The sequence below is a fragment of the Streptomyces sp. NPDC020983 genome, from assembly GCF_044333485.1.
Taxonomy (GTDB): domain Bacteria; phylum Actinomycetota; class Actinomycetes; order Streptomycetales; family Streptomycetaceae; genus Actinacidiphila.
Genome location: NZ_JBIRRA010000011.1, coordinates 42,800 through 69,370, shown reverse-complemented (window position 1 = coordinate 69,370; position 26,571 = coordinate 42,800). Strand labels below are relative to the sequence as shown.

Genomic DNA, 26,571 nt, shown 5'->3' with positions numbered 1-26,571 from the left:
CCTGCTGAGTCGCCGTCACTGGTGTATCCCGCACTCGGTCTTGCCGAACGCCGCCCAGCGCCCGGCCCTTGCGTCCTCGCCCTCCAGCACCCGCCGGGTGCAGGGCGCGCAGCCGACGGAGGCGTAGCCGTCCGTCAGCAGCGGGTTGGTGAGCACCCCGTGCTCGGCCACGTAGGCCTCGACGTCGTCCTGCGTCCAGCGGGCGATCGGGGCGATCTTGACCTTCTGCCGCTTGGCGTCCCAGCTGACGACCGGGGTGTTCGCCCGGGTCGGCGACTCGTCCCTGCGCAGGCCGGTCGCCCACGCGTCGTAGCCGGCCAGCGAGCGCTCCAGCGGGGCGATCTTGCGCAGCGCGCAGCACAGGTCGGGGTCGCGGTCGTGCAGCCTGGGGCCGTACTGCGCGTCCTGCTCGGCGACCGTCTGCTCGGGCGTGACGGTGATGACGTTGACGTCCATGACCGCCGCGACCGCGTCGCGGGTGCCGATGGTCTCCTCGAAGTGGTAGCCGGTGTCGAGGAAGACCACGTCGATGCCGGGCAGCGCGCGCGAGGCGAGGTGCGCCACGACGGCGTCCTCCATCGACGACGTCACGCACAGCCGCGGCCCGAAGGTCTCGGCGGCCCAGCGCAGCACGTCGAGCGCGGACGCGTCCTCCAGGTCGCGGCCGGCCTGCTCGGCCAGCTGCTGCAACTGCTCGGCCGTGTACGAAGATGCGGTGGTCACGAAGCGCCTCCCTGCGGGGAACCGGCGGCCGGCCTCCTGGCCAGCAGCCCGAGGAACGACAGCTTGAATGCGCGGGCGCACGCCCGGCATTCCCAGGCACCGTGGCCGCCCTCCTCGGAGGGGCGCAGGTCCTCGTCGCCGCAGTAGGGGCAGTAGAAGGGGGCGGCACGCTCGCTCACGACAGCGCCTCCTCGGACGCGCGCGCCGCCCACTGGGCGAACCGCTCGCCGTCGGTGCGCTCGGCCTGGAAGCGCGTGAGCACCCGCTCGACGTAGTCCGGCAGTTCGGCCGCGGTGACCTTCAGGCCGCGCACCTTGCGGCCGAAGCCCGCGGTCAGGCCGAGGCTGCCGCCCAGGTGCACCTGGAAGCCCTCGGTCTGCTCGCCGTCCGGCCCGGTGACCAGCTGGCCCTTCAGGCCGATGTCGGCCGTCTGGATGCGGGCGCAGGAGTTCGGGCAGCCGTTGATGTTGATGTTGACCGGCTCGTCGAAGTCGGGCAGGCGGCGCTCCAGTTCGTCGATGAGCGCGGCGCCGCGCGCCTTGGTCTCGACGATGGCGAGCTTGCAGAACTCGATGCCGGTGCAGGCGAGGGTGCCGCGCCGGAAGGGCGACGGGCGCACCTGGAGGTCCAGCGACTCCAGGCCCGCGACGAGGGAGTCGACCTGGTCCTCGGCGACGTCCAGGACGATCATCTTCTGGTCGGTCGTGGTGCGCACCCGGTCCGAGCCGTGGCCCTGCGCCAGGTCGGCGATCTTGGTGAGGGTGGCGCCGTCGACCCGGCCGACGCGCGGGGCGAAGCCCACGTAGAAGCGGCCGTCCTTCTGCCGGTGCACTCCGATGTGGTCGCGCCAGATCTCCTTCGGGACCTCCGGCGCCGGGCCGTCGACCAGCTTGCGGTGGAGGTACTCGTCCTCCAGCACCTGGCGGAACTTCTCCGGGCCCCAGTCGGCCAGCAGGAACTTCAGCCGTGCGCGGGAGCGCAGCCGGCGGTAGCCGTAGTCGCGGAAGATGCCGACCACACCGGCCCACACGTCGGGCACCTCGTCCAGCGGCACCCACGCGCCGAGCCGCTCGCCCAGCCGCGGGTTGGTGGACAGCGCGCCGCCGACCCACAGGTCGAAGCCCGGGCCGTGCTCGGGGTGCTCGACGCCGACGAAGGACACGTCGTTGATCTCGTGCACCACGTCCAGCTTGCGGGAACCGGAGATCGCGGTCTTGAACTTCCGCGGCAGGTTGGAGAACTCCTTGCTGCCGATGTAGCGCTCGCGGATGGCCTCCAGCGCCGGCGTGCCGTCGATGATCTCGTCCGCCTCGACGCCGGCCACGGGGGAGCCGAGCATCGCGCGCGGGGTGTCGCCGCAGGCCTCGGTGGTCGTGAGGCCGACGGCCTCCAGCCGGCGCCAGATCTCCGGCACGTCCTCGATGCGGATCCAGTGGTACTGCACGTTCTGCCGGTCGGTGATGTCGGCCGTGCCGCGCGCGAACTCCTGCGAGATCTCGCCGACGACGCGCAGCTGGGCCACCGTCAGCCGGCCGCCGTCGATGCGGACCCGCATCATGAAGTAGCGGTCGTCCAGCTCCTCGGGCTCCAGGATCGCGGTGCGGCCGCCGTCGATCCCGGGACGGCGCTGGGTGTAGAGGCCGTACCAGCGCATACGTCCGCGCAGGTCGGCACCGTCGATCGCGTCGAAGCCCGCCGTGGCGTAGATCGTCTCAATGCGTGTCCGCACGTTGAGACCGTCATCGTCCTTCTTCGTCTGCTCGTTGGCGTTGAGCGGAGTGAAGTGGCCCTTGGCCCACTGGCCTTCGCCGCGGTGCCGCGTCGTCCGGCGGCGGGTCGCGGCGGGTGTCCTGGGCGTCCCGGCGGGCGGCTGCGGGCTGTCGGCGGGGCTGGATGCCATGGCGATGCGTCCTTCTGGCAGGCTCGAATACGGTCGTTGACGGCGCGGAAGTACCCTGTGGCCTGGGGAAACGCAGAGCGGTGGTACGACGACCGCGGACACAGGGGACTCCCGCGCATCCACGACGGCGGGGATGGCGGAGCGGTGCAGCTGTGCGGTCAGCCCGCCGGACAGATGGCGCTGGAAACGCGGCAGAAGTCGACGTGCGGCCGACCCACCAAGGCGATTCCAGTGCGAGACATGACGGAAGCGTGGCACGCACGTCTCGGGAGAGTCCACCGTCATCCATTATGTGGACGTCATCATCTCACTATGTGGCAAACTGTGGCGCGCGTCACGTCCTCGCCGGTGCCGGGGAGGAGCAGGTGGGGCGCGGGCCGGTGAGCAGCAGGACGCTACCGGGTGCGGCCGCGGCTCAGCCGCGCGGGACGCGGTCCGCCAGCACCGCGGGCGCCACCGAGTGCGGCAGCAGGTCGGCCGCCCGGCGCGGGCGCACCAGCTCGACCTCCACCTCCTCCGCGAAGCGGTACGGGCGGTGCGCCAGCACCCCCGCGAGCGTGCGCCGCAACCGCGACATCTCGGCCCGTACCGTCACCGTACGGGTCGGGTCCCCGAACAGGTCGCCGGCCAGCTCCGCCGCCGTCCGCCCCGCCCGGCGCACCGCCAGGACGTACAGCAGCTCCGCATGCCGGGGACTGAGCGGCAGCTCCCAGCTGCCCGCCGGGCCCGCCACCGTCACGCTCCAGGACGCCGGGCCGCTCACGTCCACCACCACCCGGCTCGCCGCGGGCGCCGGCTCCTCCTCGCCGACGCGCACCAGCCAGCCGCCCGGCAGCGGCTCGATCCCGCACAGCCCCAGCGGCGGCAGCCACACCCGCCCCGCGGCCACGGTGGCGGGCAGGGTGATCCGCTCGGCCGGGGCGATCCCGGTCGCCGCCGCCGTCCAGCCGTTGCGGTCCACGACCACCGCGCGGCCGCCGATCCCCGCGAGCAGCGGCGCCGCGACCGACCGCAGCCGCTCCACCGCCGCCCAGTGCCGCCTGCGCAGCTCGCCCTCGGCGACGCGGGCGACCGCCGACACCAGCGTCAGCGTCGCCGGGTGCACGGTCGAGGCGGGCCCGCTCACGTCCACCACGCCCATCAGCCGCCCGTCGCGCGGGTCGTGCAGGGGCGCGGCCGCGCACGTCCAGCCGTGGTGGGTGCGCACGAAGTGCTCGGCGGAATGCACCTGGAGCGGCCTGCGCGTGACGAGCGCGGTGCCGATCGCGTTGGTGCCGACGGTCTCCTCCGACCAGGAGGCGCCCTCGGCGAAGCCCAGCCGGTCCGCGCTGCGGCGCACCGCGACACTGCCGTCGCGCCACAGCACCCGGCCCTCGGTGTCGGCGACGACCATGATGTGCCAGGCCGCGTCCGCGACCGACACCAGACCGTCGGCCAGCACCGGCAGCACCTCGCCCAGCGGGCTGCCCTGACGGCGGTGCTCGATCTCCTCGGCGGCCAGCAGCCCGTTGTGGCGCCCCACGTCCGGATCCACCCCGTGGTCCAGGGTGCGCGCCCAGGACGCCCCGATGACCGCGCGCGGCGACTCGGGCGGGGTGTCCCCGGCGAGCGTGGCCGCCCGTACCGACGCCAGCAGGTGCGGTGACCTCGTCAGGTCCGTCCCGTCGAGCCGCCCGTAGCCGATCGGCCGGTCTGCCACGCCGCCTCCGTCCCGCCCCGATGTCCCCGCAGCTCCCGCTGCCCATGGTGCCCGGGTACGGCCCCGGGCCGCCGGGGTTTGGTGCAACGGTGTGCAACGGTTGCACTGGGAGCGCTTACCGGCGGACAGTGACGCCGCGTCACCTTCGGGGGTGGTGCCGAGTCGGCGCGGCGCCACCCCCGGCCCCTGGCGCCGCGGGCTCCCCCCCCCGGTACGCCGCGGCGCGGCTGCCCGCGAAGGGCCGCCGGCCGTCACGCCGCAGCGGCGAGGACGGGGGAGAGGGCGCGGCGCAGGAACGCGCCCGCGGAGTCCAGCGCCGCGTCGGCCTCGTCGAGCAGACCCGAGCCGGCGAACCGCTGGAAGACGTGCGTCGCCCCGGCGGTCACCTCCAGCTCCACCGGCACGTCGTCGGCCGCCGCGCGCGCGGCCAGGGCCACCGCGTCGTCCAGCACGATCTCGTGCGAGCCGGCCTGCACCAGCAGCGGCGGCAGCCCCAGCAGGTCGTCGGTCGCCGGCCGCGTGCCGGCCGCCGTGCCCAGGTAGTCGGCGGCGTAGCGGCGCAGCATGTGCGCGGTCAGGATCGGGTCGTCGGCCGCCCGCGAGGTGATCGAGGCACCGGACAGCGTCAGGTCGTACCAGGGGGAGAAGACCACCGCGGCCGCGGGCAGCGGCAGCCCGGCGTCCCGGGCGGCCACCAGGGCCTGGACCGCGAGCCCGCCGCCCGCCGAGTCGCCCGCGAAGGCGATCCGGGAGGGCGCCGTGCCCCCGTCCAGCAGGGCGCGGTAGACGGCGAGGGTGTCCTCCACCGCTGCCGGGAAGGGGTGCTCGGGCGCCAGCCGGTAGTCCACCGACACCCCGCGGCCGCGGGCCCGGGAGGCCAGGCCCGCGGCGAGCGCGGTGCCCGAGCGGGCCGAGCCGACGACGAAGCCGCCGCCGTGCAGGTACAGCACGGCCGGCGCGTCCGGGCCGTCCTCCGTCTCCGGGTGCGTGGTGTGCACGACCGGCACGCCGCCGAGCCGGCCCTCCGCGGTGGCGGTGCCCGCGGGGAGCACCGCGGTCGAGGTGACCTGCTCGAAGAACGCCCGCTGGTCGGCGAGGCTCTGGTCCGGGTCCAGGGCGGGGCGGTCGCGCAGCATGTCCTGGAGGTTCCTGATCTGTGTCTGTGTCATGCCCCCACCGTGCCGCCGCCCCGCCGGAAGGAAAATCGGAGCGCTTCGCCTAGGACGGGCCGTCCTAGGCACCCCCGGCCGCACCCGCCGTCCGGCGCTGCATGATGGGGACATGCAGATGGACCGCGAGCAGCTCGCCGACTTCCTGCGCCGGTCGCGCAACCGGCTGCGGCCCGAGGAGGCCGACCTGCCGGTCGGCCGGCACCGGCGCACCCCCGGGCTGCGCCGCGAGGAGGTCGCCCAGCTCGCGGGCATGTCCGCGGATTACGTGATGCGGCTCGAACAGGCCCGCGGCCCGCAGCCCTCGACGCAGATCCTCGGGTCGCTGGCCCGTGCGCTGCGCCTGACCACCGACGAGCGCGACCACCTCTACCTGCTCGCGGGCCACCCGCCGCCGCTGCGGCAGTCCACCGGCCTGCACGTACGCCCCAGCCTGCGCTACCTGCTGGACCACATGACGCAGACCCCGGCGCAGCTCGTCGGCGACCTGGGGGACCTGCTGGCGATGAACGCGCTGGCCGAGGCGCTGTTCGGCTGCGTGTGCACGGTCGCCGAGGGGGAGCGCAACATCCCCTGGCGCTGGTTCACCGACCCGGCCGTGCGCGCGGGCTTTCCGCCCGAGGAGCACGCCCCGCACAGCCGGGAGATGGTGGCCGACCTGCGCGCGGCCGTCGCCCGCCGGGGCGGCGACGCGGTGTCGGCGGCGCTGGTCGCCCGGCTGCGGGAGGCGAGCGCGGAGTTCCGCGAGCTGTGGGACGCGCACGAGGTCGCGGTGAGGCAGCGCAGCCGGATGCGGGTGCTGCACCCCGAGATCGGGCCGATCGCCTTCGACTACGAGGTGCTGTTCACGCCGTCGCAGGACCAGCGGCTGCTGGTCTTCACGCCGCCGCCCGGCTCGCCGGGCGTGGACGCGCTCGCCCTGCTCGGCGTCCTCGGCCCGGCCACCGCGCACCGCAGCCACCGTGGCGGGCCCCCGGCGGTGGCGGCGCCGTAGCGTCCGGGGCGCGGCGCAGCCACCGCCGGGGGCCCGCCCGCGAGGCCGCGCCCCGCCCCGCCCGCGACGCCGCGCTCACCCCGCCACCGGCGCCGCCCGCTCCAGCACCGGTCCCAGGTCGAGGCCCGAGGGCAGGGTGCCGAAGGTCGAGCCCCACTCGCCGCCCAGCCGGGAGGCGCAGAAGGCGTCGGCCACCGCGGGAGGGGCGTACCGCACCAGCAGCGAGCCCTGGAGGACCAGCGCCATCCGCTCCACGACCCGGCGGGCGCGCGCCTCCACACCCTCCAGGTCGCCCAGCTCCGACAGCAGGTCCTTCACGGCCGCGTCCAGCCGGTGGTCGGCGCCCCGCGCGCGCCCCACCTCGGTCAGGAACGCCTCGACGGCGAGCGGCTCGCGCCCCAGCACCCGCAGCACGTCCAGCGCCTGGACGTTCCCCGAGCCCTCCCACACCGAGTTCAGCGGCGACTCCCGGAAGATCCGCGGCATCCCGGACTCCTCCACGTAGCCGTTGCCGCCCAGGCACTCCAGCGCCTCGGCCGCGACCACCGGGCAGCGCTTGGTCACCCAGAACTTCGTCACGGCCACCCCGAGCCGCCGCAGGTGCCGCTCCTGCTCGGTGTCCGCGTCGTAAGCCGCCGCGAGCCGCATGACCGCCGCCGTCGCGGCCTCCGACTCCAGCGCCATGTCGGCGAGCACGTTGCGCATGAGCGGCTTGCCGATGAGCGGACCGCCGAAGGCCTCCCGGTAGGTGGCGTGGTGCACGGCCTGCGCGACGGCCTGCCGCATGAGCGCCGCCGAGCCGAGCGCGCAGTCCAGCCGGGTCGCCGCGACCATCCCGATGATCGTCGCGACCCCGCGGCCCTCCTCGCCGACCCGCCGGGCCCAGGTGTCGCGGAACTCGACCTCGGCGGAGGCGTTGGAGCGGTTGCCCAGCTTGTCCTTCAGCCGCTGGATCGCGAAGACGTTCCGCGTCCCGTCCGGCAGCACGCGCGGCACCAGGAAGCAGGTGAGCCCGCCCCCGCCGGGCGAGGCCGCCTGCGCCAGCACCAGGAAGCCGTCCGACATCGGTGCCGAGCAGAACCACTTGTGCCCGGTCAGCGCGTACGTCCCGGGCTCGGCGAGCGGCACCGCCCGGGTGGTGTTGGCCCGCACGTCCGAGCCGCCCTGCTTCTCGGTCATGCCCATCCCGAACAGCGCCCCCGGCTTCTCCCCGGGCGCCACCAGCCGCGGGTCGTAGGAGCGCGAGCCCAGCCGCGGCTCCCACTCGGCCGCCAGCGCCGGATCGGCCCGCAGCGCGGGCACCGCGGCGTGCGTCATCGACACCGGGCAGCCGTGCCCGGCCTCGACCTGCGACCACACCAGGAAGCCTGCCGCCCGCCGCAGGTGCCCGTCCGGCCGCGACCAGGCGTCGGTCAGGCCCGCGGTGATCGCGTGCCCGAGCAGCCGGTGCCAGGAGGGGTGGAAGTCGACCTCGTCGATGCGGTTGCCGTAGCGGTCGTGGGTGCGCAGCACGGGGGGATAGGTGTTGGCCTCCTCGCCCCACCGCTGCGCCTGGGCGGAACCGGCGGCCTCACCGAGCCGGACGAGTTCCCCGGTGACCTCCGCGAGCAGGGCCGGGTCCGCATGGCGGGCGACGGCCTCGGTCAGCGCGGTGTCGGTGCTGTATACGTCGTGGCCGACCAGGGGCGGAGCCTGGTTCACGACCGTGTGGGTGACAGCAGTCATGCCAGCTAACGTAAGGGGGTGCAAGCAGCAGAAGAAAGAAGCCACAGGCGCCCGGGCCGCTGGCGGCGGGCCCGGGTGCTCTACCGCAACGTCTCGAAGCGGAAGGTGGGCTGGCTGCTGCTCAAGGACACGGTCGACTCGTGCCTGGAGTACCGCGTCACCGGCCTCGCCGCCGAGGCGGCCTTCTTCGTGCTGCTGTCGCTGCCGCCGCTGCTGCTCGGCCTGGTCGGCGCCCTCGGTTACGTCGACACCGTCGTCGGCCTCGACACCATCGACCACATACGCAAGAACATCCTCAGCGCGTCCGGCACCGTTCTGTCCGACAGGGGCGTCAACGACCTGGTCAAACCACTCGTCGACGACGTCTTCCACGGGCGGCGGCCGGACCTGATCTCGCTCGGCTTCGTCATCGCCCTGTGGTCCGGCTCCCGCGCGGTCAACGTCTTCGTCGACACCATCACCATCATGTACGGCCTGGAGGGCCGCCGCGGCATCGTCAAGACCCGGCTGATGTCCCTCGTGCTCTACGTCGTCGCGCTCGTCCTCGGCGCCGCCGTGCTCCCGCTGGTCGTCGTCGGCCCCAGCGCCGTCGACGACCTGATCCCCGGCGTCACCGGCACCGTGCACCTCCTCTACTGGCCCACCGTGCTGCTCGCCTCGGTCGCCTTCCTCACCACCCTCTACCACGTCTCCGTCCCCGTGCGGTCGCCGTGGTACGAGGACGTGCCCGGCGCGCTCGTCGCCCTGTTCCTGTGGCTGCTGGGCAGCTTCGTGCTGCGGATCTACCTCGGGCACGCCGTCGAGGGCCACACCATCTACGGCTCGCTCGCCGCGCCCATCGCCGTCCTGCTGTGGATCGGTGTGAGCGCCTTCGCCGTCCTCGTCGGCGCCGCCGTCAACGCCGCCGTCGACCGCGTGTGGCCGTCGCTGGCCACCGCCGCCGCCCGCGAGGAGAACAACCGCCGCAAGGAGGCCGCCGCCGCCCAGGTCGTCGCCCGCGCCGCCGCCCGCCGCGCCCGGCAGGCCGCCGCGGCCGGGAACGGCGAGTACGGCGGCTACGGCGAGGACGCCGAGGACGCCGACGCCGACCCGCCCGCCGAGTACCCCGAGCGCTGGGTCGACGTCCTCCCGCCCGCCGACATCCGCTCCCGGCTGCGCGCCCGCCGCCCCCGGCCGGAGCGCCCCGCGCCCCTCGACCCGCCCCGCCGCCCCCGCCCGCTGGTCCCGCCGCGCCCCTCCGCCCCTCCGCCGCTGCCCCCGGGCCCCCCGTCGCCGCCCTACCCGCCGCAGCCCGCGCGCTGGGACGAGCACCGGCACCACTGAACCGCGGCACCCGGTGGGCCGCGGCATCATGGTGGCGTGGGCGGATACCGCGAGCGGCCGGGAGCGGTCCCCGGCGTCACCGTGTGGAGCCGCACGGACAGCGGGGACGTCCCCTACCGTGTCCTGCCCGACGGCTGCATGGACCTGGTCTGGCACGACGGCACGCTCCTCGTCGCCGGACCCGACACCGCCGCGTACGCCGCCACCGCCCGCCCCGGCAGCACCTTCACCGGCCTGCGCTTCGCACCGGGCACCGCGCCCGCCCTGCTCGGCGTCCCCGCCGCCGAGATCCGCGACCGCCGGGTGCCGCTCGCCGACCTCTGGCCCGCCGCCCGCGCCCGGCGGCTCGCCGAACGTGCCGACACCGGCCCGGCCGCCGCCCTCGAAGCCTGGGCCGCCGCCCGGATGAGCCGGGTCACCCCCGACCCGCTGCCCGCCGCCGTCGGCGCCGCACTCGCCGCCGGGTGCTCCGTCACGGCTGCCGCCGCCGCGTGCGGCCTCGGCGAGCGCCAGCTGCGCCGCCGCTGCCAGGCCGCCTTCGGCTACGGGCCGCGCACCCTCGGCCGGGTCCTGCGCCTCCAGCGCGCCCTGGTCCTCGCCCGCGCGGGCCTCCCCTTCGCCCGCGTCGCCGCCGACGCCGGCTACGCCGACCAGCCCCACCTGGCGCGCGAGGTCCGCGCGCTCGCGGGCGTGCCGCTCGGCGAGCTAATCCGGTTGCCGCCGGCCGTCCCGGCCCGGTAGGAAGGCCGACATGCTACGAGGCCGTACGGTCGGGCTGCGGGCCCGGCACGAGGAGGACATCCCGATCCTGCGGGCCGAGCTCCACGACGACGTGGTCACCGCCTCGCGCGCCGAGGGCGCCGCCTGGCGCCCCCTCGCCCCCGGGACGAAGGACCCCCGGAACGCGACCGACGAGCAGGACCCGAGGAACGTCCCCTTCTCCGTGGTGGACCTGTCCGGCGGCGCCCTCGTCGGCTACGCCAACCTGTGGGGCATCGACAACCACAGCCGCTACGCCCACATCGGCCTGAGCATGCTGCCGTCCTCCCGCGGCAAGGGCTACGGCACCGACGCGGTCTCGGTGCTCTGCCACTACGGTTTCGTCGTCCGCGGCCTGAACCGGCTCCAGATCGAGACCCTCGCCGACAACCCCGCGATGCTGCGCGCCGCCGAGCGCAACGGCTTCGTCCGCGAGGGCGTCCTCCGCTCCGCCGCCTGGGTACTGGGCGAATTCGTGGACGAGGTGGTCCTCGGCCTCCTCGCCCACGAGTGGCAGCCCCCGGCGCCGTCATGAGCGCGGCGGACGCCTCCCGGGACGCGGCCCGCGCGCCCGCCGCGCCGCCTGCCGTCAGGCGGTTCCAGGTCACCTTCGACTGCGCGGAGCCGGAGCGTCTGGCCCGCTTCTGGTGCGAGGTGCTCGGGTACGTCGTACCGCCGCCTCCCGAGGGCTTCGCCACGTGGGAGGACCACCGGCGGGCGCAGCCACCGGGGGAGCAGGACTCCTGGTTCGCCTGCGTGGATCCCACGGGTGTGGGACCGCGGCTGTACTTCCGGCGCGTCCCCGAGGGCAAGGCCGTCAAGAACCGCGTCCACCTCGACGTCCGGGTCGGCACCGGCCTCGTCGGCGGGGAACGCCTCGCCGCCCTGGAGGCCGAGTGCGCGCGGCTCCTCCCGCTGGGCGCGGTCCATGTGCAGACGCTGTACGACGGCAGGGACGCGTGCATCCCGATGCTGGACATCGAGGGCAACGAGTTCTGCATCGACTGAGCGCCCGGGCCCCGCGCCGGGCGCGGCACGGGGTCAGGTGATCGCCGAGCTCTCGCGCCACAGCGCGGCCAGGCCGGCGTCGCCGGTCAGGGGAACGGCGTCGAGGGGGAGCCGGTTCCACAGCATGAGGTAGAGGTCCTGCGCCGGGCCGGCCAGTTCGCAGTCGGCCGGGCCGTCCGCGTTCCGCTCGGTGCGCGGGGGCGCGTCGGCCGAGAGCCGGACGGTCCACACCGCGTCGGCGTCGGCGGGCCGCACCCGCAGGACACGCGGCCGCCCGGTGCGCACACGGCTGCGCGGCCGGGCGTGGAAACCGGTCAGCAGCTCGTCGATGCCGTCCGCGGCGAAGGCCGGGTCGAACGCCGAGAGCGTCCCGCCGCGCGCCGACTCGGCGTCCACCCGGTGCACCGCCGTCTCGTGCGCCTGCCGCCGGGCCCAGAACGCCACCGGCGACGGCGCGGGCAGGAAGGTCCAGCACTCCGTCTCCCGACCGGCCGCCAGCAGCGTACGGACCAGGCCGCCGTGCCCCTCCAGGAACCAGGGCAGCAGGGCCTCGCCCACCGGCTCCGCCGGCATCGGATCCTCCGGGACGGGCCCCGGCAGCCGCTCGCCGACGATGCGGGCGGCCCAGCGGTGGAAGGTGCTGGTGTGCCGGACCAGGTCGCCGGCCGTCCAGCCGGGACAGGTGGGGACAACGGCGTGCTCGCCCGCCTCCGCGGCGGCGTCTGCGAGGAGTTCGCCCTCCCGCCGCAGGTGGGCGATGTGTTCGATGGTGCGCATGGTGCGGATTCTGCCCCGGCGGCGCGGAATTGCCTATATTGCTGCCCGTGCCCGAGATCCAGCTGCTCCGCCCCGGCCACGGCCCCGCGCTGCTCGCCTTCGAGGTGGAGAACCGGGCCTGGTTCGCCGCTTCCGTGCCCGACCGGGGGGACGACTTCTTCGCGCGCTTCGGCGACATGCTGCGGGCGCGGCTGGCGGAGCAGGAGGCGGGGGAGTGCTACTTCCACGTCGTCGTCGGTGACGGCGGCGAGGTGCTGGGGCGCGTCAACCTCGTGGACGTGGCGGACGGGGAGGCCGAGCTGGGGTACCGGATCGCCGAACGGGCGGCCGGGCGGGGGCTCGCGACGTGGGGCGTGGCGGAGGTGTGCGGTCTGGCGGCCGGGCGGTACGGGCTGAGGTCGCTGCGGGCCGGGACCACGCTCGGCAACGCCGCGTCGCGGGCGGTGCTGGCGCGGTCCGGGTTCTCCGTCGTCGGGGAGCGGGAGTTCTCCGGGGAACCGGGACTGGTCTACCGGCGCGGCCTGGCGGATCCCGCCGGAGCATAGACGGGCGGCGGCAGGCGCCTCGTCCCGCGTGCGGCACCCGGCCCCGGGCCGCCGGCGGGCGGGTCCCGGCGCTCCCGCGCGGGGACGGCCACGACGGCGCGGGCGAGGAGCCCGGAGGCGCCGCCCCGGCACGGCCGGGGCGGCGATCGGGCCTACCGCAGATGGCGGGCGAAGAAGCGGTCCCCGTCCTCCCGTTCGAAGGACGGGGTGCCGAGATGGCCGCCCAGGTTGGCGTGCAGGGTCTTCTGCTCGCTGCCGAAGGCGTCGAAGAGGTCCAGGGCGCGCTGCCGCGGGTTGCCCTCGTCGTCCCACTGGAGCAGGAACAGCAGCGGGACCCTGACCATTGGGGCCTGCTCGCGCTGCGCGCGCGGGACGTACCCGCCGGCGAAGAGGCCGGCGGCCGCGATGCGCGGGTCGGCCACCGCGAGGGCGATGCCGAGGGCGGTCCAGCCCGAGTAGCCGACCGGGCCCGCGGCCTCGGGCAGCGTGAGGAGGGCGTCCAGGGCGGTGCGCCATTCCGGGACGGCGTTCGCGACCAGCGGGCCCACGAGGGACTCGAAGATCTCGTCGGTCGGCTCGCCCGCCCGCATTGCCCGCCGCAGCTCGGCGCGGGCCTGCTCGGCGGCGGGGCTGCGCGGCCGGTCGCCGCACCCGGCGGCGTCGATGGTGGCCACCGTGCAGCCGTTCGCGGCCGTCAGCCGGGCCCGGGCCACGAGGCGGGCGTCCGTCCTGGGCAGGCCGTTGTTGTGGGCCATGAGGATCAGGGGAGCGGGCGCGGATCCCGTCGTCCACAGGGTGCCGGGGATCTCGCCGAGGGTGAATGTGCGCTCGACGAGACCGTCGTCGAGGCGGTGTTCGGAAGTGAAATGCACGGTCGTGCCTTTCGGGAGTACGCGTGACGGCGCTCCCGGACGGCCTACCGCCCGACCGTGACCCCGGAGGGGAGCACCCATGTCGACACTGCGTTCACGGGTACCACCTCCTCGTTCTCTCGCACGGCCCCGGGGAGGTTAGCAGGGGCGGGCGCCGCCCGCCAAAGGGTTTCGTGCGCCCGGAAGGTGCTGTACGCGTCCGCACGGACCGTCCCGTCGGCCCCGGTGGCACGACGCAGGGGCCGGCGGCGACCCGCTTCGGCTGCGGCATCGTCGCGTTCCCGGTGCGCACCTTCCGGGGGAGCCCGGCGCGCAACCCCTCCAGCGGTGTCGACCTCCGGGAGAACGCGCCCTCCGCTTTCCGCCGGCGCCGAGCGGCTTCCTCCCCCTCACGCGTACGCCGGTGCCTCCGGCAGCGCCGCCCACACCGTGGCGCCGGGCTCCAGGGGGAGGGCGGCGAGGGAGTGGGCGGGGAGGTCGGCGGTCAGGGCGAGGGCCTCCTGCGGCGTCGTGAGGTGGACGCGGAGGGCGTCGGCGTGGGACTCCAGGGTGCGTACGGCCACCGGCCACACCGCCGCGCCCGCCTGTGCGGCGGCGGCCCGGGTGGCGTGGAGGGTCACCGCGGACGGCGGGAAGGCCACGAAGGCGGGGCCTTCCCGCTCCGCGGTGGTGGGGAGGGTGAGGCCCGGGGCCAGGTGGACGGTGCGGCCGCAGGCGTGGCCGCGGAAGAGGTTGAGGCCGACGAGGCGGGCGACGTAGTCCGTACGGGGGCGGCGGGCGACCTCCACGGGGGTGCCCTCCTGGACGCGGCGCCCGCCCTCGACCACCAGCACCCGGTCCGCGAGGACCATCGCGTCGACCGGGTCGTGCGTGACCAGCACCGCGACCGCCTCGAACGCGGCGAGGTGGCGCCGCAGCTCGGCCCGTACGTCGAGCCGGGCGCCCGCGTCCAGGGCGGCGAGCGGCTCGTCCAGGAGCAGCAGCCGCGGGTTCGTCGCCAGCGCGCGGGCCAGCGCGACACGCTGGGCCTGGCCGCCGGACAGCCGGCGCGGCTTCTTCCCGGCATGATCGGCGAGGCCCATCCGGTCGAGGAGCCCCGCGGCGAGCGCCCGGGCGGCGGCACGCGGCACACCGTGGCAGCGCGGGCCGAAGGCGACGTTCTCCAGCGCGGTGAGGTGCGGGAAGAGCAGGTGGTCCTGGAAGACCACGCCGACCGGCCGGTCCTCGGGCGCGGCCCGGCGGCGCAGCGCGGGCTCCTCCAGCGTCCCGCCGTCCAGCCGCAGATGGCCCCCGGTGAGCGGGGCGAGGCCCGCGAGGGCGCGCAGGGCGGTGGTCTTCCCGGCGCCGTTGGGCCCGAGCAGCGCCAGCACCTCGCCGGGCCGCACGGCCAGCTCGACGTCGAGCGTGAAGTCGGGGCGGGCGAGCACCAGCCGGGCGTCGAGGCCCTCGCCGGCGAGCAGGGCGGGGGGTGGGGCGGCGCTCACAGTGCACCTCCCGTCCAGCGCTCCCGCAGGCCCGCGAGAACGGCCAGGGACACCGCCAGGAGGACCAGGCTCAGGGCGATCGCGGCCGCCGGGTCGTCCTGGAGCGCGAGGTAGACGGCCAGCGGCATGGTCTGGGTGCGGCCGGGGAAGCTGCCGGCGAAGGTGATGGTCGCGCCGAACTCGCCGAGCGCCCGCGCCCACGCCAGGACCGCGCCCGCGGCGACGCCGGGCGCGACCATCGGCAGCGTCACCCGGCGGAAGACGGTCAGGCGGGAGGCGCCGAGCGTCGCCGCGGCCTCCTCGTAGCGGACGTCCGCGGCGCGCAGCGTGCCCTCGACGGTGATGACGAGGAAGGGCATCGCCACGAACGCCTCCGCCACGACGACGCCCGACGTGGTGAAGGGCAGCGTCACCCCGAACGCGGAGTCCAGCCAGCGGCCGACCACGCCGTTGCGGCCCAGCGCCAGCAGCAGTGCCACACCGCCGACGACCGGCGGCAGCACCAGCGGCAGCGTCACCAGCGCGCGTACCAGCCGGCGGCCGGGGAAGGATGTGCGGGCCAGCAGCCAGGCGAGCGGCACGCCGAACACCAGCGACACCGCGGTGGCCAGCGTCGCCGTCTGGAGGGAGAGCCGCAGCGCCTGCCAGACGGCCGCGCCGGCGAGCTGCTGCGGCATGCTCCGCCACGGCGCCCTGATCAGCAGCGCGACGAGCGGCAGGAGGAGGAACGCGAGCGCGAGCACGGCGGGCACCGCGAGCGCGGCGGGAGCGCGCCGGCCCCGGGAGCGCCCGCGCGTCCGCCGGGCCGCCGCCGGTCCCTTGCCGGGGCGGGGGCCGCCCCCGTACGCCGGTCCCGGCAGCGCGGCCCCGGCGCCGGACCCGGCCCCGGCTGCGGACTCGGACCCGCCCCCGGGCCCCGGCTCGGATCCGCCTCCGGCGGAGAAGGGGTGGCTCACGGGTTCAGGAAGCCCGCCCCGGCCAGGACCCGCCGGCCCTCCGCGGACCTCACCAGCGCGATGAAGGCCCGCGCGCCCGCGGAGTTGGGGGCGTGCGCGAGCTCCACGACCGGGTAGTCGTTGATCGCACCCGCCGACTCCGGGAACGGCACGCCGTCCACCCTGCCGCCCGCCGCCTCGACGTCGGTCCGGTAGACCACCGACGCGTCGACCTCCTTCAGCTCCACCTTCGTGAGCGCCGACTTCACGTCCTGCTCGTACGTGACGGGCGTGAGGCTCAGCCCGCTCGCGGTGAGCGCCTTCTGCGCGGCCGCGCCGCACGGCACGGTCCTGGCGCACAGCGCGACCTTGAGGCCGGGCTTCGTGAGGTCCCCGAGCGTGGTGATGTGCTCCGGATTGCCCGGCGGCGTGGCGATCTCCAGCTGGTTGCGGGCGAAGACGGAGGGCGCGCCCCTGCCGTCGCCCGCCTCCGTGACCGTCCTCATGGTCGCCTGGCTCGCGGCGGCGAAGACGTCGGCGGGGGCGCCGGAGGTGAGGGAGGCGGCGAGGGTGTCGCTGCCGCCGAAGCTGAAGGTCACCTTCGTCCCCGGGTGGGCCGCCTCGAACCGCCTGCCCAGCTCGGTGAAGCTCTCCTTGAGGGAGGCAGCGGCGAAGACCGTGACCGTGCCGCTGACCTCCTGCGGCGCGGTGGCCGAGGAGGAGGGGGCGGAGCCGGAGGCGCCGGAGGAGGAGCAGGCGGTGAGTGCCAGCAGCAGCGCGGCGCCGCCCACGGCGAGGGGCGGCGTGCGGCGGCGTGCGGAACGGGATGTCACGGAATGTCGTCCTCTCTGCCGCACGCGGGCGTGCCGGCCGCACACGATCATAGAACGCAGGTGCGAGGAGGACAGGGCCGTCCGCATTGCAGAATCCAAACGATCCGGCCCCCAGACCTCGCGCCTGCGGTGAGCAGGGGCGAGACCCGGGGGCCGGGAACGGAGCCGGCCGCGCCGCCGGGCCGGGACGGCCCGGGGCGCGGCCGGCGGTCAGGGCCGGGACGGCGGGATCAGCCCGTCGCCCAGCTCGTCAGCCCGGCGCCGTACTGGTAGAGCGGGTTGCCGTACGTCGGCGGCACCGTCTGGCCCGCGCCGATCTTCGCCCGGATGTCCGCCCGCTCGGCGTCGGTCGCGCCGAGGTCGTAGGGCAGGTCCCACGCCTCGTTGGCGTCGGCCTGGTTGTCGCCGCCGCCCGGCTTGAGGACCTGGTCCAGGCTGCGCGGCAGCTGCCAGGGCAGGTGGCCGCGCGGGGTGTAGTCGCCGAAGAGCAGGCTCGCCGTCGCGGGCCCGACCTCCTCGCCGCCGCGGTAGGTGACCACGATGGCGTCGGCCAGGTTGTTCCAGTCGCTGATCACGATGGGCCGCGGCAGCGTCAGCACGACGACGACCTTGAGCCCCTGGTTTTTGTACTGCTGGATCAGCGCCAGCTGGTCGGCCGGCAGGTACGGCTGGGTGTCCGGCCAGGCCGTGGCGTGGGTGTACGACGGCTCGCCGACGTAGAGCACCGCGACCTTCGGGTTGGCCGCCGTGCCCTGGGCGACGTTCACCCCGCTCTGCGCGGCTCTCGCCTTGAGGGCGTCGAGCTGGTCCAGGGATCCGTAGTCCGGGTGGAAGTAGCTGGACCAGATGCAGCAGGCCGCGCCGTCCGTCGCCCGGTCGCCGGCCGCCACGACGGTGTCGCCCGCGTTGAGCTTGAGCGGCAGCACACCGTCGTTCTTCAGCACGGTCTCGGACTCGCGGGAGGCCTGGTTGGCCAGCTGCGCGTAGGACGGCTGGTGGAAGCGGTACGGGCCGTTGACCGGGTCGCCGTACGGGTGCTCGAAGATGCCCAGCTCGAACTTGAGCGTGAGGATCCGCTTGACCGCGTCGTCGATCCGGGACTGCGGCACGTTCTGCTCGAAGGACGCCATGGTGAAGCCCGCGGCCCCGGGGTCGGCGCCGCCCATCACGTCGGAGCCGGCGTTGGCCGCGTTGACCCACGCGCCCGACGGCAGCCAGTCCGTGGTGATCAGACCGGTGTAGCCCATGTTCTGCCGCAGGTAGGTGAGGATCTTCGCGCTGTCGCCCGCGCCCGGGCCGCCCGGGTCGAGGTAGGAGCTGCCCGCGTAGCCCGGCATGATGTTGACCGCGCCGGCCTCCATCGCCGCCCGGAACGGGATCATGTGGTACTTGATCGTCGTCGCGTCGTAGACGATGCCCGCCTCGCCGCCGGCGCCCTCGCCCGGCCAGTGCTTGACCGTGGCCAGCACCGAGGACGGGTTCAGCTCCGGGCCGCCCTGGAGACCGGCGACCAGCGCCTTGAGCTGCGCGGCCGCGACGTCGGCGTTCTCACCGCCGCCCTCCTGGATGCGCGGGTAGAGCACCTTCGTGCCGACCTCGGCGAGCGGCGACAGGGTGCCGCGCGCACCGACCTCCAGCTCCTCCCTGCGCTGCATGTCGCCGAGCCGGTAGTCGAGCGGGTAGTCCTTGCCCGCCGACAGCGTGCTCTGCAGCGGGTAGGTGGTCTGGTAGCCCGCGGTCGTGTCCCCGGCGGAGACCGGCGGGATGCCGAGCCGGGTCGCGGCGGTGGACTTCAGCACGGTGTCCAGGTCCCCCGGCTGCGCCGGCCCGAAGTGCCAGCCGGACATCGGGTAGCTCTGGACGTTGTAGAACATCTGGTAGGCCTTCTCCTCCGGCGTCATGCGCCCGAGGAGGTCGTTCACCCGTACGGCGACCGGCTGCCGCCAGTCCTCGTACGGCTCGATCTGCCCGTCCTTGTTGAGGTCGCGGGCGCCGTTGACGACGTTGACGCCGTCCGCGACCTGCTCGACGTCCGGCAGGTAGACGCTGAACTGCCGGATGTCGGAGGTGGTCCTGGCGCCCGAGCCGGTCACGGCCACCACGAACCACCTGTACGTCCAGCGGTCGGTGATGTCCCAGCTCGGGGTGTACGCGGTGCCGGTGGGCTCGGCCACCTTGGTGTAGAGGTCCAGCAGGTTGCCGGACGCCGTCCAGTCGTAGTCGGTGCGGCTGATGTTGATCCACACCTCGTAGTGGGCGGCGCCGGAGACCGCGTTCCAGCTCAGCTGCGGGCGGCGGGTGGTGGTGACCATCGCCTTGTCCGCGGGCGCGGACAGCTGGAACTGGCCCGTGGTGGCGGGGGCCTTGGTCGGGCCCGACAGCAGCGGCGGGGCCGCGGTGGAGGTGTCGACCGTGCCGTAGACCTGGAACTCCCACAGGGAGTAGCCGTATCCGGTGGCGCGGGCGGTGCCGGTGAGGCGCACGTAGCGTCCCTTGCCGGTGACGGGCAGCTTCTCGATGCCGCCCTTGCCGGTCGTGGTCGCGTAGAGCTGCGTCCACGAGGTGCCGTTGTCCGAGACCTCGACGCGGTAGCCGGTGCCGTACGCCGACTCCCAGTTGAGCACGAGGCCGCTGATGGTGCCGGTGCCGCCCAGGTCGACCTGGAGCCACTGGTTGTCGCCGGCCAGGCTGGACCAGCGGGTGGTCGTCCGGCCGTCGAGGGCGGCGGCCGGGGCGTTGCCGCCCTCGTAGGAGGAGGCGGTGACCTGCTTGAAGGCGGAGATCACGGTGCCGGAGAAGTCACCGCCGCCGGGGTCGGTGGGGGGCGGTGTGGTGGTGCCGCCGCCCGAGGTGGTGCGGATCTGGAACTCCCACAGGGAGTAGCCGTACCCGGTCGCCCGCGCGGTGCCGTACATCCGCACGTAGCGGCCGGTGCCGGAGACGTCGAGGGTCTGGACGCCGCCCTTGCCGGTGGTCGTGGACCAGACGTCCGTCCAGGTCTGCGCGTCGTTCGAGACCTGGATGCGGAAGGCGGTGCCGTACGCCGTCTCCCAGGTGAGCACCACCTGGCAGACGGTCTGCGACGAGCCGAGGTCCACCTGGAGCCACTGCGGGTCGCTCGCCGCCGACGACCAGCGGGTGCCGGTGTCGCCGTCGACGGCCGCGGAGGCCGGGGTGCCGGCGTTCTCGGTGGAGGAGGCCGTCGCCGTCCTGCCCTGCGCGGCGTCGGCGGTGCCGCAGGTGCCGGGGCCGGTGCCGCCGGTGCTGCCGTAGACCTGGAACTCCCACAGGGAGTAGCCGTATCCGGTGGCGCGGGCCGTCCCGTACATCCGGACGTAGCGGCCGGAAGCGTTTACGGGGATCGTCTGCAGGCCGCCGGTGGAGGTGGTGGTGGAGTAGGCGTCGGTCCACGTCTGGCCGTTGTCGGAGACCTGGATCCTGAACGCCGTGGCGTAGGCCGTCTCCCAGTTGAGCGAGACGGAGGTGAGGGTGTCGGTGGCGCCCAGGTCGACCTGGAGCCACTGCGGGTCGCCGGCCGCGGACGACCAGCGGGTGCCGGTGTTGCCGTCGACGGCCGCGGAGGCCGGGGTGCCGGCGTTCTCGGTGGAGGAGGCCGTCGCGGTCCTGCCCTGCGACAGCAGTGTGGGGGCGGCGTGCGCGGTGCCGGTCGCGGCGGTGATCGCCCCGGCCACGGCGACCACGGCCGCCACCATCGCGGTCAGTAACGGTCTTCTGCGCCGGACGCCCCGCCGGGCGGGGGACAGGAGGCTCATATGCATCTCCATGGGGGGGGGTCGGGCCTCGTACGAAGCTTGGAGAGCGCTCTCCCGGGGGAGTTTCACGGACGTCCCGAAGCGGTGTCAATGCCCGTGCACGGGAAGCCGGTTGCGGCCGCCGGGGCGGTGCACGGGCCCGCCGCGCAGGCGCGCAGGCCAGGAGCCGCGGCACCTGGCGCACGGCAGGTCCTGCGAGGAAACGGCGCAGCGTCACGCAGCCCCGGGGAAAGCGGTCCCGAAGGCCGGCGGATGGGTATATTGACCCGCACTCGGCGAAGGATGACTGGGGGGTCATGGAAGCGAACGTCGCTGTGACGGTGCGGATCGACGGCGAAGGCTCCGGGCCGGACGTGGAAAGGTTGCACCAGGCACTGCTCGCGAACGCGGTGCTGCGACGGCACGCACGCCCCGAAATCGTGCGCAGCGAAGGCGAACAGGGAAAGCTTTCCGGCTGGGTGAGCACGGCGGTCGCGCTGGCGCCCGTGGTCATGGCGGCCCCCGCTTTCGCACGTGAGGTGAAGCGCGTCGTCGACGGGTGGTTCCGGTCCCGCCCGGACGCGGCGCCGCTGGTCGTGACCGGCCCGCGGGGCAGTGTCACCGTGTCCGGGGCGCTCACCGACGACCAGTTCGAAGCCCTCGTCGGCGTACTCCTGCCCGACGGCGGCGAGAGCCCGGAGGGGGACGCGGGAGACGCCGGTGCCGCTCCAGCCTCCTGACAAGGCGTCGTCCCGGGCGGTTTTCCTCGGAACCACCGAATACCACCCGAGCACACGGCTCCAGCAGTTGGCCAACGTCGAGAGCAGCATCCGGCGGCTGCGCCATCTGCTGTGCGAACGCGTGGAAGCGGTGTTCGACGACGAGTTGTGCCCGGCGCCGCTGCTGAATCCCGCGCGCAGCCATGTCGCGCTGGAAGCACTGGAATCGGCCGCGAGGGAAGCCGACGACGTCCTCCTGGTGTATTACGGCGGACACGCCATTCCCTCGTCGCAGGGAAACGAGGACCAGCTCTACCTCGTGCTCAGCGAGGCGGTCCATCCGCACACCGAGGCCGACAGCCTGGATTTCGGCCGGGTGCGGGCCGTGCTGCGCAAGGCCCGGGCGCGAGTCCGCATCCTGATCCTGGACTGCTGCTACAGCGGTATAGCCGCCAGAGGGGTGCTGTCGGGCGGCAGCGCACCGCTGACCACCGAGCAGCTCCAGCGGATGACGCTGGAGGAGGGCTGGCACATCGTCACCTCCGCGGCGGCCGACGAGACCGCGGCCGACAGCGACGGGCACGGCTACACCGCCTTCACCGGCGCACTCATCGACGGCCTCGAACAAGGTGTCGACCCCGCCCCGGACGGTGCCGAACCCGCCTACCTGGGCATCGACAGCCTCTTCGGCTACGTCCGCCACCGTCTGCCGGAACAGGGGCCGCAGATCCTCCAGAACGGCGGGTCCGACGTGGCCCTCGGCCCCAACCCCCGGCGGCTTCCGGTGGAGTACGAGCAGTGGGCGGACGCCGTCGAGGACTTCCTGCGCAGCCTCGTCCCCGCCGCGGTCTACCCGGACGGCCACGACGACGTCGTCGACCTGGCGCGGAGGCTGGTTCTCCGGCTGGCCCGCAGCTACCAGAGCGAGCCCCGGCTCGCCAACGACCCCTGGCGCTCCGCCGGTTTCGCGGTCCGGATGTGCGAGCACCTCACGCACATGGTGAAACGGGCCGGCCCGCGCGGCCCCCGCCTCAGCCAGGCGGAGGCGCTGCTCGTCGCCCTGATGCCCTTCGTGTACGCCACCTGGTGGGACGGAGCCCTCGGCGAGTTGCTGAAGTCCACCGATCCGGAACGCGATCTGCTTCCTTCCCGGGCGGCCCCGGACACGGCGAGGGGCAGCTACCAGGAATTCCTCGGCCGGCGGCCGGACGCCGTGCGCCGCGCCAGGGCCGCCGTGCGGCGCGGCAACGGAACCGCGGCGCGCGCCATCTGGTGGTGGCTCTTCCGGCACTGGGCACTCGAGCGGGCGTTCATCGAGCGCAGCCCCGACCCCCTGCGGACCGTCTGCGCCCTCATGGCCGAGGCGGACGGACCGTCGCGCGACCTGACCCGCCTCCTCGGCCTGTACGGCCGCATGACCCTCCAGCACGTGCTCGACCCGCTGCTGCGCGCCCTGCTGGCCAGCCCGGATCCCCGCCTGCGGAGCGACAAGCCGCCGGCCACCGACACCGTCATCCGGACCGGTCTCATCGCCCGGTTCCTCACCGTCGCCCAGCAGATGGCCGTCGACCCCTTCGTGCTGCCCACCGCCATCGACCACGTCAACGCCGGTAGCGGCTTCACCCCCGAAATGTTCCGCGAGCGCTTCTGGACCTGGAGGCCGCTCTCCCGCGACGGCGCGGGAACCGTCGGCTACGACCTCGACGCCGAGTGCGGATCCCCCCAGGCCGCCTCCGTGCTCCGGGCGCACGCCGCCGCCCTCGACCACTACGTCCTCCAGCTCGCCCATCCGGACAACGGGCTGTCCGGGACCGCGGACCTGGGCGATCTGGTCCCGCTGCGCTACAGCTCCCTCGGCGTGCTGCCCAAGCTGGACGACCGGCACAGACCGCTCTTCAGCCTGACCGAGATGCGGCTCACCCTCGACGACGACAGCATCCGCGAACTGCTCATGGGCCGGCAGATCTACCACCACCCCGAGGCGGCGATCCGCGAGCTGTTCCAGAACGCCCTGGACGCCTGCCGCCACCGTGACCGGCGGCTCGCCTTCCTGCGCCACAAGCGCGGCGGCGCTCCGACCGGCAGCTGGCGCGGGCAGATCGGTTTCGTGCGCGGCACCGACGAGAACGGGCGGCCCTTCATCGAGTGCAGCGACAACGGCGTGGGCATGGGCGAGCACGAACTGGAGAAGCTCTTCGCCCGCGGCGGCAAGCGGTTCACCAGGTCGCAGGAGTACCTGGAGGAGCAGGCCGAATGGCGGCACGCCGGCATCAGCATGCAGCCGAACAGCATCTTCGGTATCGGTGTCTACTCGTACTTCCTGCTGGCGGAGGAGATCCGCGTCGTCACCCGGCGGTTCAACCGCGACGGCGAACTCGGCAGCGGACTGAGGGTCGACATCACGGGCCCGGGCGCGCTGTTCCACATCTCGAACATGCCGGGCATCGAAGCCGGTACCACGGTCCGGCTGTATCTGAAGCAGGATCTGGACCTCCCGCCGCTGGACGACGTGCTCGCACGCTGGATCTGGACGAGCGACTACGACCTGGAGGCACGCGAGGAGGGTGTGGACGACGTCTTCCGGCTCCCGGCCGGCCGGCTCGGGGGACCGGTCTCCCGGTCGGGCGGGACGCCTGTCGCGACGGAGGGCGCACCTGCCGTGTGGTGGTGCTCCGGCGAGGGGGGTGTCCTGCGGGACGGGATCTGGATCAGCCTGCCGCTCTTCGGGGCGGTGGTGAACCTCACCGGGCCGGACGCCCCCGAGCTGACCATCGACCGCAACCAGCCCCGTAACCCCGAGGCCGTCGCCGTCGACGGGCTGCTCACCGGCCGCCTGGACAGCCTGGTACGGACCGCGGACGGCCCGCTGACGCCGGCGTGGCTGGTCGAGCTGGCCCGGGAGCGTCCGGCGGTGGCGGACGCGGTTCTCGAAGCCGCGATCGAGAGCGGCCTTCCCTCCTGGCGGCTGGGCGACCAGGAGGCGGACATCGCCGTGGTGGGCTGCTTCCCGCCCGAGTACGCGCTCTGGGCCCGGAGCGTGACCGCGGACGCGGGGAAGCGGCAGGACAAGCAGGCGAAGGACGATCGCGACCACCGGGTGCTCCGGCAGGCGGACTCGGTGCTCGCGAGCCTGCCGGACACCGTCGCCGACTGGCGGCTCAGAGCCTGGGCCAAAGCGGGGCTGATCCCCGGTGTGCGGTTCACCGCCTCCGAAGCCGTGCCGGTCGCACGGCCGAGCGATGCCCTCCTGACCGACCCCGAGAACCTCGAGGCCCTGGCGCCGGGGGAGGACGAGGAGACGCTCCGCAGCCTCTCCGTGAGGGTCCGCCGTCGTGGCCAGGTCCCGTCGGCGCTCGTGAGGCTGGCGGCAGCCGCCGAGCGGCTGGGAACGCCCATCTCCTCGCTGGTGGCCCGGCTGCGCCTCCTGGGAGGGGACACGGCCGGGTTCAGGGGCATCCCCGACCACCTCACCCGCGACGACGCCGAGCTGCTGGGCCATTACCGTGTCGCCGTCCGGTGGCCGGATTCGCAGGCCACGGTGCCGATGGGGTACATCCTGGCCACGGCCCGGGAGAAGGAGATGCCGCCCGCGCAGATCCGCGAGCGGCTGGAGCAGCTCGGCTGCCGCACGCCGGCCGCCGGCTGTGTGCCGCGCTCCGCGGTCGTGCAGGACGGGGATCTGCTCCTCCTCAGCGCGCGGGCGGACGGCGCGCTTCCCTGGCTGGACCCCGATGCCGAGGTCCCGCTCGGCCATGTCCTGGTGATCGCCGCACGGCAGGAGACGACCCCGCAACGCGTTGCCGGACGTCTGACGGACTTCGGGTTCAGGGTGCCGGACGGAGCGGCGGAGCACCCGGCCTGGCAGACCGTCCTCGGCAACGAGGACCGCATTCTGCTGAGCCGGGACATGGACGGCGTGGCGCCCTGGCTGGCCACGAGGACCGAGGTGACCGCCGAGCAGCTGCTGGCGGCCGCTGCCGCGGCGGGCTCCACGCTCCGGCAGGCCTGCGAGCGCGCCCTGCTGCTGGGGTGGGGAGTACCCGCGGACGCCGGCAGCCACCCGGCGTGGGAGGTCCTCCTGGAGCAGGGCGACCGCCGGCTGCTGAGCAGGGAACTGGACGACATGCCCCCGTGGATCCCTTCCGGGAGCCGCGTGCCGATCGGTCACCTCCTCGCGGTGTGCGAGTCCGTGGAAGCGCCGCCGCGCCCGCGGGTCGCCGAGCGCTTCGCGCAGCTCGGCTACGTCGTGGACGAACGGGACCGCGGGACGCGCTCGCCCGAGACGCTCAAGGACGACCTGGTCGTCCTGAGCACCGGCCTCAACGGTGAGGGCCCGTGGCTCGACCCCCTCGACCCGGTACCCGCCGGCCATGTGCTCTGCGCGGCGAGGGCCACCGGCTACACGGCGAAGGACGTGGTGGCACGTCTCATCCGGCTCGGACACCGTGTGCCCGCCTTCGCCCCGCACACGTTCCGGACCGCCACCCGGGACGCGGACCTGATCATCCTGAGCGAGGGCCTCGACGGTGAACGGCCCTGGCTGCCGGTCGCGGCCGACGTGTCCTTCCCGCACCTGCTCGCCGCGGCTGCCGCGACGGCGTCCTCGCCCCAGCAGGTCGCGGAGCGGCTCAGCCGCTTCGGCCACCGCATCGAGGAGTCCGCGAGCGCCGGGACCGCCTGGCGCGCGCTGCTGAAGCGGACCGATCTGGTCATGGTGAGCCGGGACCTGGACGGCAAGACGCCGTGGCTGGAGACCGGCGAACCCGTGAGCGTGGAGCACCTCGTCGCCGCCGGGGCGAACGCGGGCCGCACCCCCCGGCAGGTGGCGGAACGGCTTGCGGAACTCGGTTTCACGATCGCGGACACGGCCGCCGCGCACCCCGCCTGGCAGGTGGTGCTGAGCCGGAGCGATCTGGCGCTCGTCGAGCACACCAACGGCCGCCAGAGCCCGCAGTTCCAGCTCGCGGGACAGGTGCCCCTGCGGCGGGTCCTGTCCCTCGCGGCCCGCACGGCGCAGGAGCCCTGGCAGGTGTGGGAGCGGTTGGAGCAGCTCGGCTACGAGCCCACACCCGGCGTGGAATTCCCCCGGCGTGACGGGTCGGGGGGAGCAGGACGGCGCGCGGCGAGGGACGGGAACAATTCGGTGGCGGAACGAAGCCCGGGACACTAAAGTCCAGTTGTTCCCCGCGGGGCCGCCGATTCCGGCGGGCCGCCGCGCAGGCCGAGTCGAGCGAGGAGGTGTGGACCGATGGCTGTCTTTGCGCTGGGCGCTGCCCGTATTCAGCAGATCGTGCCATGCACTCCCGTGGTCTCCGGCTGACCTTCCTTCCTCTTCGCGCGCCCTCCGCGCGCCG

21 protein-coding genes are annotated in these 26,571 nt (G+C 74.5%); 8 read left to right on the top strand and 13 right to left on the bottom strand.

All coding sequences use genetic code 11. The features are described from left to right. Positions 1–15 precede the first annotated feature (15 nt). The 6 genes from ACH4SE_RS24525 to ACH4SE_RS24500 form a co-directional block, all read right to left on the bottom strand. Positions 16–723 carry a phosphoadenylyl-sulfate reductase gene (locus ACH4SE_RS24525; protein ID WP_398545606.1) on the bottom strand — a complete coding sequence of 236 codons (708 nt, stop codon included), beginning with the start codon at positions 721–723 and terminating at the stop codon, positions 16–18. Further along, positions 720–902 (bottom strand): hypothetical protein, encoded by a 183-nt coding sequence (locus ACH4SE_RS24520; protein ID WP_398545605.1) that lies wholly within the window; start codon positions 900–902, stop codon positions 720–722. The genes ACH4SE_RS24525 and ACH4SE_RS24520 overlap by 4 nt, the downstream gene beginning before the upstream one ends. Further along, positions 899–2,623, bottom strand: coding sequence for a nitrite/sulfite reductase (locus tag ACH4SE_RS24515; RefSeq protein ID WP_398545604.1), 1,725 nt, complete (start codon positions 2,621–2,623; stop codon positions 899–901). Before ACH4SE_RS24515 ends, ACH4SE_RS24520 begins: the two co-directional genes overlap by 4 nt. A 158-nt stretch (positions 2,624–2,781) precedes the next feature. Continuing rightward, complete coding sequence (locus ACH4SE_RS24510) at positions 2,782–2,865, bottom strand: putative leader peptide (RefSeq protein WP_322899662.1); 84 nt, start codon at positions 2,863–2,865, stop codon at positions 2,782–2,784. Positions 2,866–3,038: 173 nt separating this feature from the next. Then, a complete protein-coding gene (locus tag ACH4SE_RS24505; protein ID WP_398545603.1) occupies positions 3,039–4,322 on the bottom strand; it encodes a GAF domain-containing protein in 1,284 nt (427 codons plus the stop codon). A gap of 251 nt (positions 4,323–4,573) precedes the next feature. After that, positions 4,574–5,491, bottom strand: coding sequence for an alpha/beta hydrolase (locus ACH4SE_RS24500; protein WP_398545602.1), 918 nt, complete (start codon positions 5,489–5,491; stop codon positions 4,574–4,576). A gap of 112 nt (positions 5,492–5,603) precedes the next feature. Here ACH4SE_RS24500 and ACH4SE_RS24495 point away from each other — a divergent pair, with 112 nt between their 5' ends. Beyond that, complete coding sequence (locus tag ACH4SE_RS24495; protein WP_398545601.1) at positions 5,604–6,485, top strand: helix-turn-helix transcriptional regulator; 882 nt, start codon at positions 5,604–5,606, stop codon at positions 6,483–6,485. Positions 6,486–6,560: 75 nt separating this feature from the next. Here ACH4SE_RS24495 and ACH4SE_RS24490 read toward each other — a convergent pair whose 3' ends face one another. Further along, positions 6,561–8,210 (bottom strand): acyl-CoA dehydrogenase family protein, encoded by a 1,650-nt coding sequence (locus ACH4SE_RS24490; protein WP_398545600.1) that lies wholly within the window; start codon positions 8,208–8,210, stop codon positions 6,561–6,563. 18 nt (positions 8,211–8,228) lie between these two features. Between ACH4SE_RS24490 and ACH4SE_RS24485 the strand changes: the two genes are divergently transcribed. From ACH4SE_RS24485 to ACH4SE_RS24470, 4 genes are read left to right on the top strand one after another with little or no spacing between them, the layout of a single operon-like run. Continuing rightward, entirely contained in the window at positions 8,229–9,533 is a 1,305-nt protein-coding gene (locus ACH4SE_RS24485; RefSeq protein ID WP_398545599.1) for a YihY/virulence factor BrkB family protein, read from the top strand. Positions 9,534–9,569: 36 nt separating this feature from the next. Next, entirely contained in the window at positions 9,570–10,274 is a 705-nt protein-coding gene (locus tag ACH4SE_RS24480; protein ID WP_398545598.1) for a helix-turn-helix domain-containing protein, read from the top strand. Positions 10,275–10,284: 10 nt separating this feature from the next. Beyond that, positions 10,285–10,827 (top strand): GNAT family N-acetyltransferase, encoded by a 543-nt coding sequence (locus ACH4SE_RS24475; protein ID WP_398545597.1) that lies wholly within the window; start codon positions 10,285–10,287, stop codon positions 10,825–10,827. After that, positions 10,824–11,300 (top strand): VOC family protein, encoded by a 477-nt coding sequence (locus ACH4SE_RS24470; RefSeq protein WP_398545596.1) that lies wholly within the window; start codon positions 10,824–10,826, stop codon positions 11,298–11,300. The genes ACH4SE_RS24475 and ACH4SE_RS24470 overlap by 4 nt, the downstream gene beginning before the upstream one ends. Positions 11,301–11,333: 33 nt before the next feature. Here ACH4SE_RS24470 and ACH4SE_RS24465 read toward each other — a convergent pair whose 3' ends face one another. Next, positions 11,334–12,077 carry a maleylpyruvate isomerase family mycothiol-dependent enzyme gene (locus tag ACH4SE_RS24465; RefSeq protein ID WP_398545595.1) on the bottom strand — a complete coding sequence of 248 codons (744 nt, stop codon included), beginning with the start codon at positions 12,075–12,077 and terminating at the stop codon, positions 11,334–11,336. A 47-nt stretch (positions 12,078–12,124) separates the two neighbouring features. Between ACH4SE_RS24465 and ACH4SE_RS24460 the strand changes: the two genes are divergently transcribed. Continuing rightward, positions 12,125–12,622 (top strand): GNAT family N-acetyltransferase, encoded by a 498-nt coding sequence (locus tag ACH4SE_RS24460; protein WP_398545594.1) that lies wholly within the window; start codon positions 12,125–12,127, stop codon positions 12,620–12,622. A 152-nt stretch (positions 12,623–12,774) separates the two neighbouring features. Here ACH4SE_RS24460 and ACH4SE_RS24455 read toward each other — a convergent pair whose 3' ends face one another. From ACH4SE_RS24455 to ACH4SE_RS24435, 5 genes are all read right to left on the bottom strand, one after another. Further along, a complete protein-coding gene (locus ACH4SE_RS24455; RefSeq protein ID WP_398545593.1) occupies positions 12,775–13,494 on the bottom strand; it encodes an alpha/beta hydrolase in 720 nt (239 codons plus the stop codon). Positions 13,495–13,883: 389 nt separating this feature from the next. Continuing rightward, positions 13,884–14,978 (bottom strand): ABC transporter ATP-binding protein, encoded by a 1,095-nt coding sequence (locus ACH4SE_RS24450; protein WP_398545592.1) that lies wholly within the window; start codon positions 14,976–14,978, stop codon positions 13,884–13,886. Then, positions 14,975–15,838: an ABC transporter permease gene (locus ACH4SE_RS24445; protein ID WP_398545782.1), complete on the bottom strand. Its 864-nt coding sequence runs from the start codon at positions 15,836–15,838 to the stop codon at positions 14,975–14,977. Before ACH4SE_RS24445 ends, ACH4SE_RS24450 begins: the two co-directional genes overlap by 4 nt. A gap of 92 nt (positions 15,839–15,930) precedes the next feature. Then, positions 15,931–16,797 (bottom strand): molybdate ABC transporter substrate-binding protein, encoded by an 867-nt coding sequence (modA, locus tag ACH4SE_RS24440; RefSeq protein ID WP_398545591.1) that lies wholly within the window; start codon positions 16,795–16,797, stop codon positions 15,931–15,933. Positions 16,798–16,976: 179 nt separating this feature from the next. Beyond that, positions 16,977–20,519 (bottom strand): discoidin domain-containing protein, encoded by a 3,543-nt coding sequence (locus tag ACH4SE_RS24435; RefSeq protein WP_398545590.1) that lies wholly within the window; start codon positions 20,517–20,519, stop codon positions 16,977–16,979. A 296-nt stretch (positions 20,520–20,815) separates the two neighbouring features. On the opposite strand from ACH4SE_RS24435, the gene ACH4SE_RS24430 reads away from it, so the two are divergent. Both ACH4SE_RS24430 and ACH4SE_RS24425 read left to right on the top strand, forming a co-directional pair. Further along, entirely contained in the window at positions 20,816–21,238 is a 423-nt protein-coding gene (locus ACH4SE_RS24430; protein WP_398545589.1) for a hypothetical protein, read from the top strand. After that, positions 21,219–26,387: a caspase family protein gene (locus ACH4SE_RS24425; RefSeq protein ID WP_398545588.1), complete on the top strand. Its 5,169-nt coding sequence runs from the start codon at positions 21,219–21,221 to the stop codon at positions 26,385–26,387. Before ACH4SE_RS24430 ends, ACH4SE_RS24425 begins: the two co-directional genes overlap by 20 nt. Positions 26,388–26,571 lie beyond the last annotated feature (184 nt).

Excerpts from the sequence above, each read along its gene's own strand:
- ACH4SE_RS24465 (WP_398545595.1), bottom strand. The coding sequence starts at position 12,077 with ATGCGCACCATCGAACACATCGCCCACCTGCGGCGGGAGGGCGAACTC.
- ACH4SE_RS24435 (WP_398545590.1), bottom strand. The coding sequence starts at position 20,519 with ATGAGCCTCCTGTCCCCCGCCCGGCGGGGCGTCCGGCGCAGAAGACCG.
- ACH4SE_RS24510 (WP_322899662.1), bottom strand. The coding sequence starts at position 2,865 with ATGTCTCGCACTGGAATCGCCTTGGTGGGTCGGCCGCACGTCGACTTC.
- ACH4SE_RS24500 (WP_398545602.1), bottom strand. The coding sequence starts at position 5,491 with ATGACACAGACACAGATCAGGAACCTCCAGGACATGCTGCGCGACCGC.
- modA (WP_398545591.1), bottom strand. The coding sequence starts at position 16,797 with ATGATCGTGTGCGGCCGGCACGCCCGCGTGCGGCAGAGAGGACGACAT.
- ACH4SE_RS24515 (WP_398545604.1), bottom strand. The coding sequence starts at position 2,623 with ATGGCATCCAGCCCCGCCGACAGCCCGCAGCCGCCCGCCGGGACGCCC.
- ACH4SE_RS24495 (WP_398545601.1), top strand. The coding sequence starts at position 5,604 with ATGCAGATGGACCGCGAGCAGCTCGCCGACTTCCTGCGCCGGTCGCGC.
- ACH4SE_RS24430 (WP_398545589.1), top strand. The coding sequence starts at position 20,816 with ATGGAAGCGAACGTCGCTGTGACGGTGCGGATCGACGGCGAAGGCTCC.
- ACH4SE_RS24470 (WP_398545596.1), top strand. The coding sequence starts at position 10,824 with ATGAGCGCGGCGGACGCCTCCCGGGACGCGGCCCGCGCGCCCGCCGCG.
- ACH4SE_RS24490 (WP_398545600.1), bottom strand. The coding sequence starts at position 8,210 with ATGACTGCTGTCACCCACACGGTCGTGAACCAGGCTCCGCCCCTGGTC.
- ACH4SE_RS24475 (WP_398545597.1), top strand. The coding sequence starts at position 10,285 with ATGCTACGAGGCCGTACGGTCGGGCTGCGGGCCCGGCACGAGGAGGAC.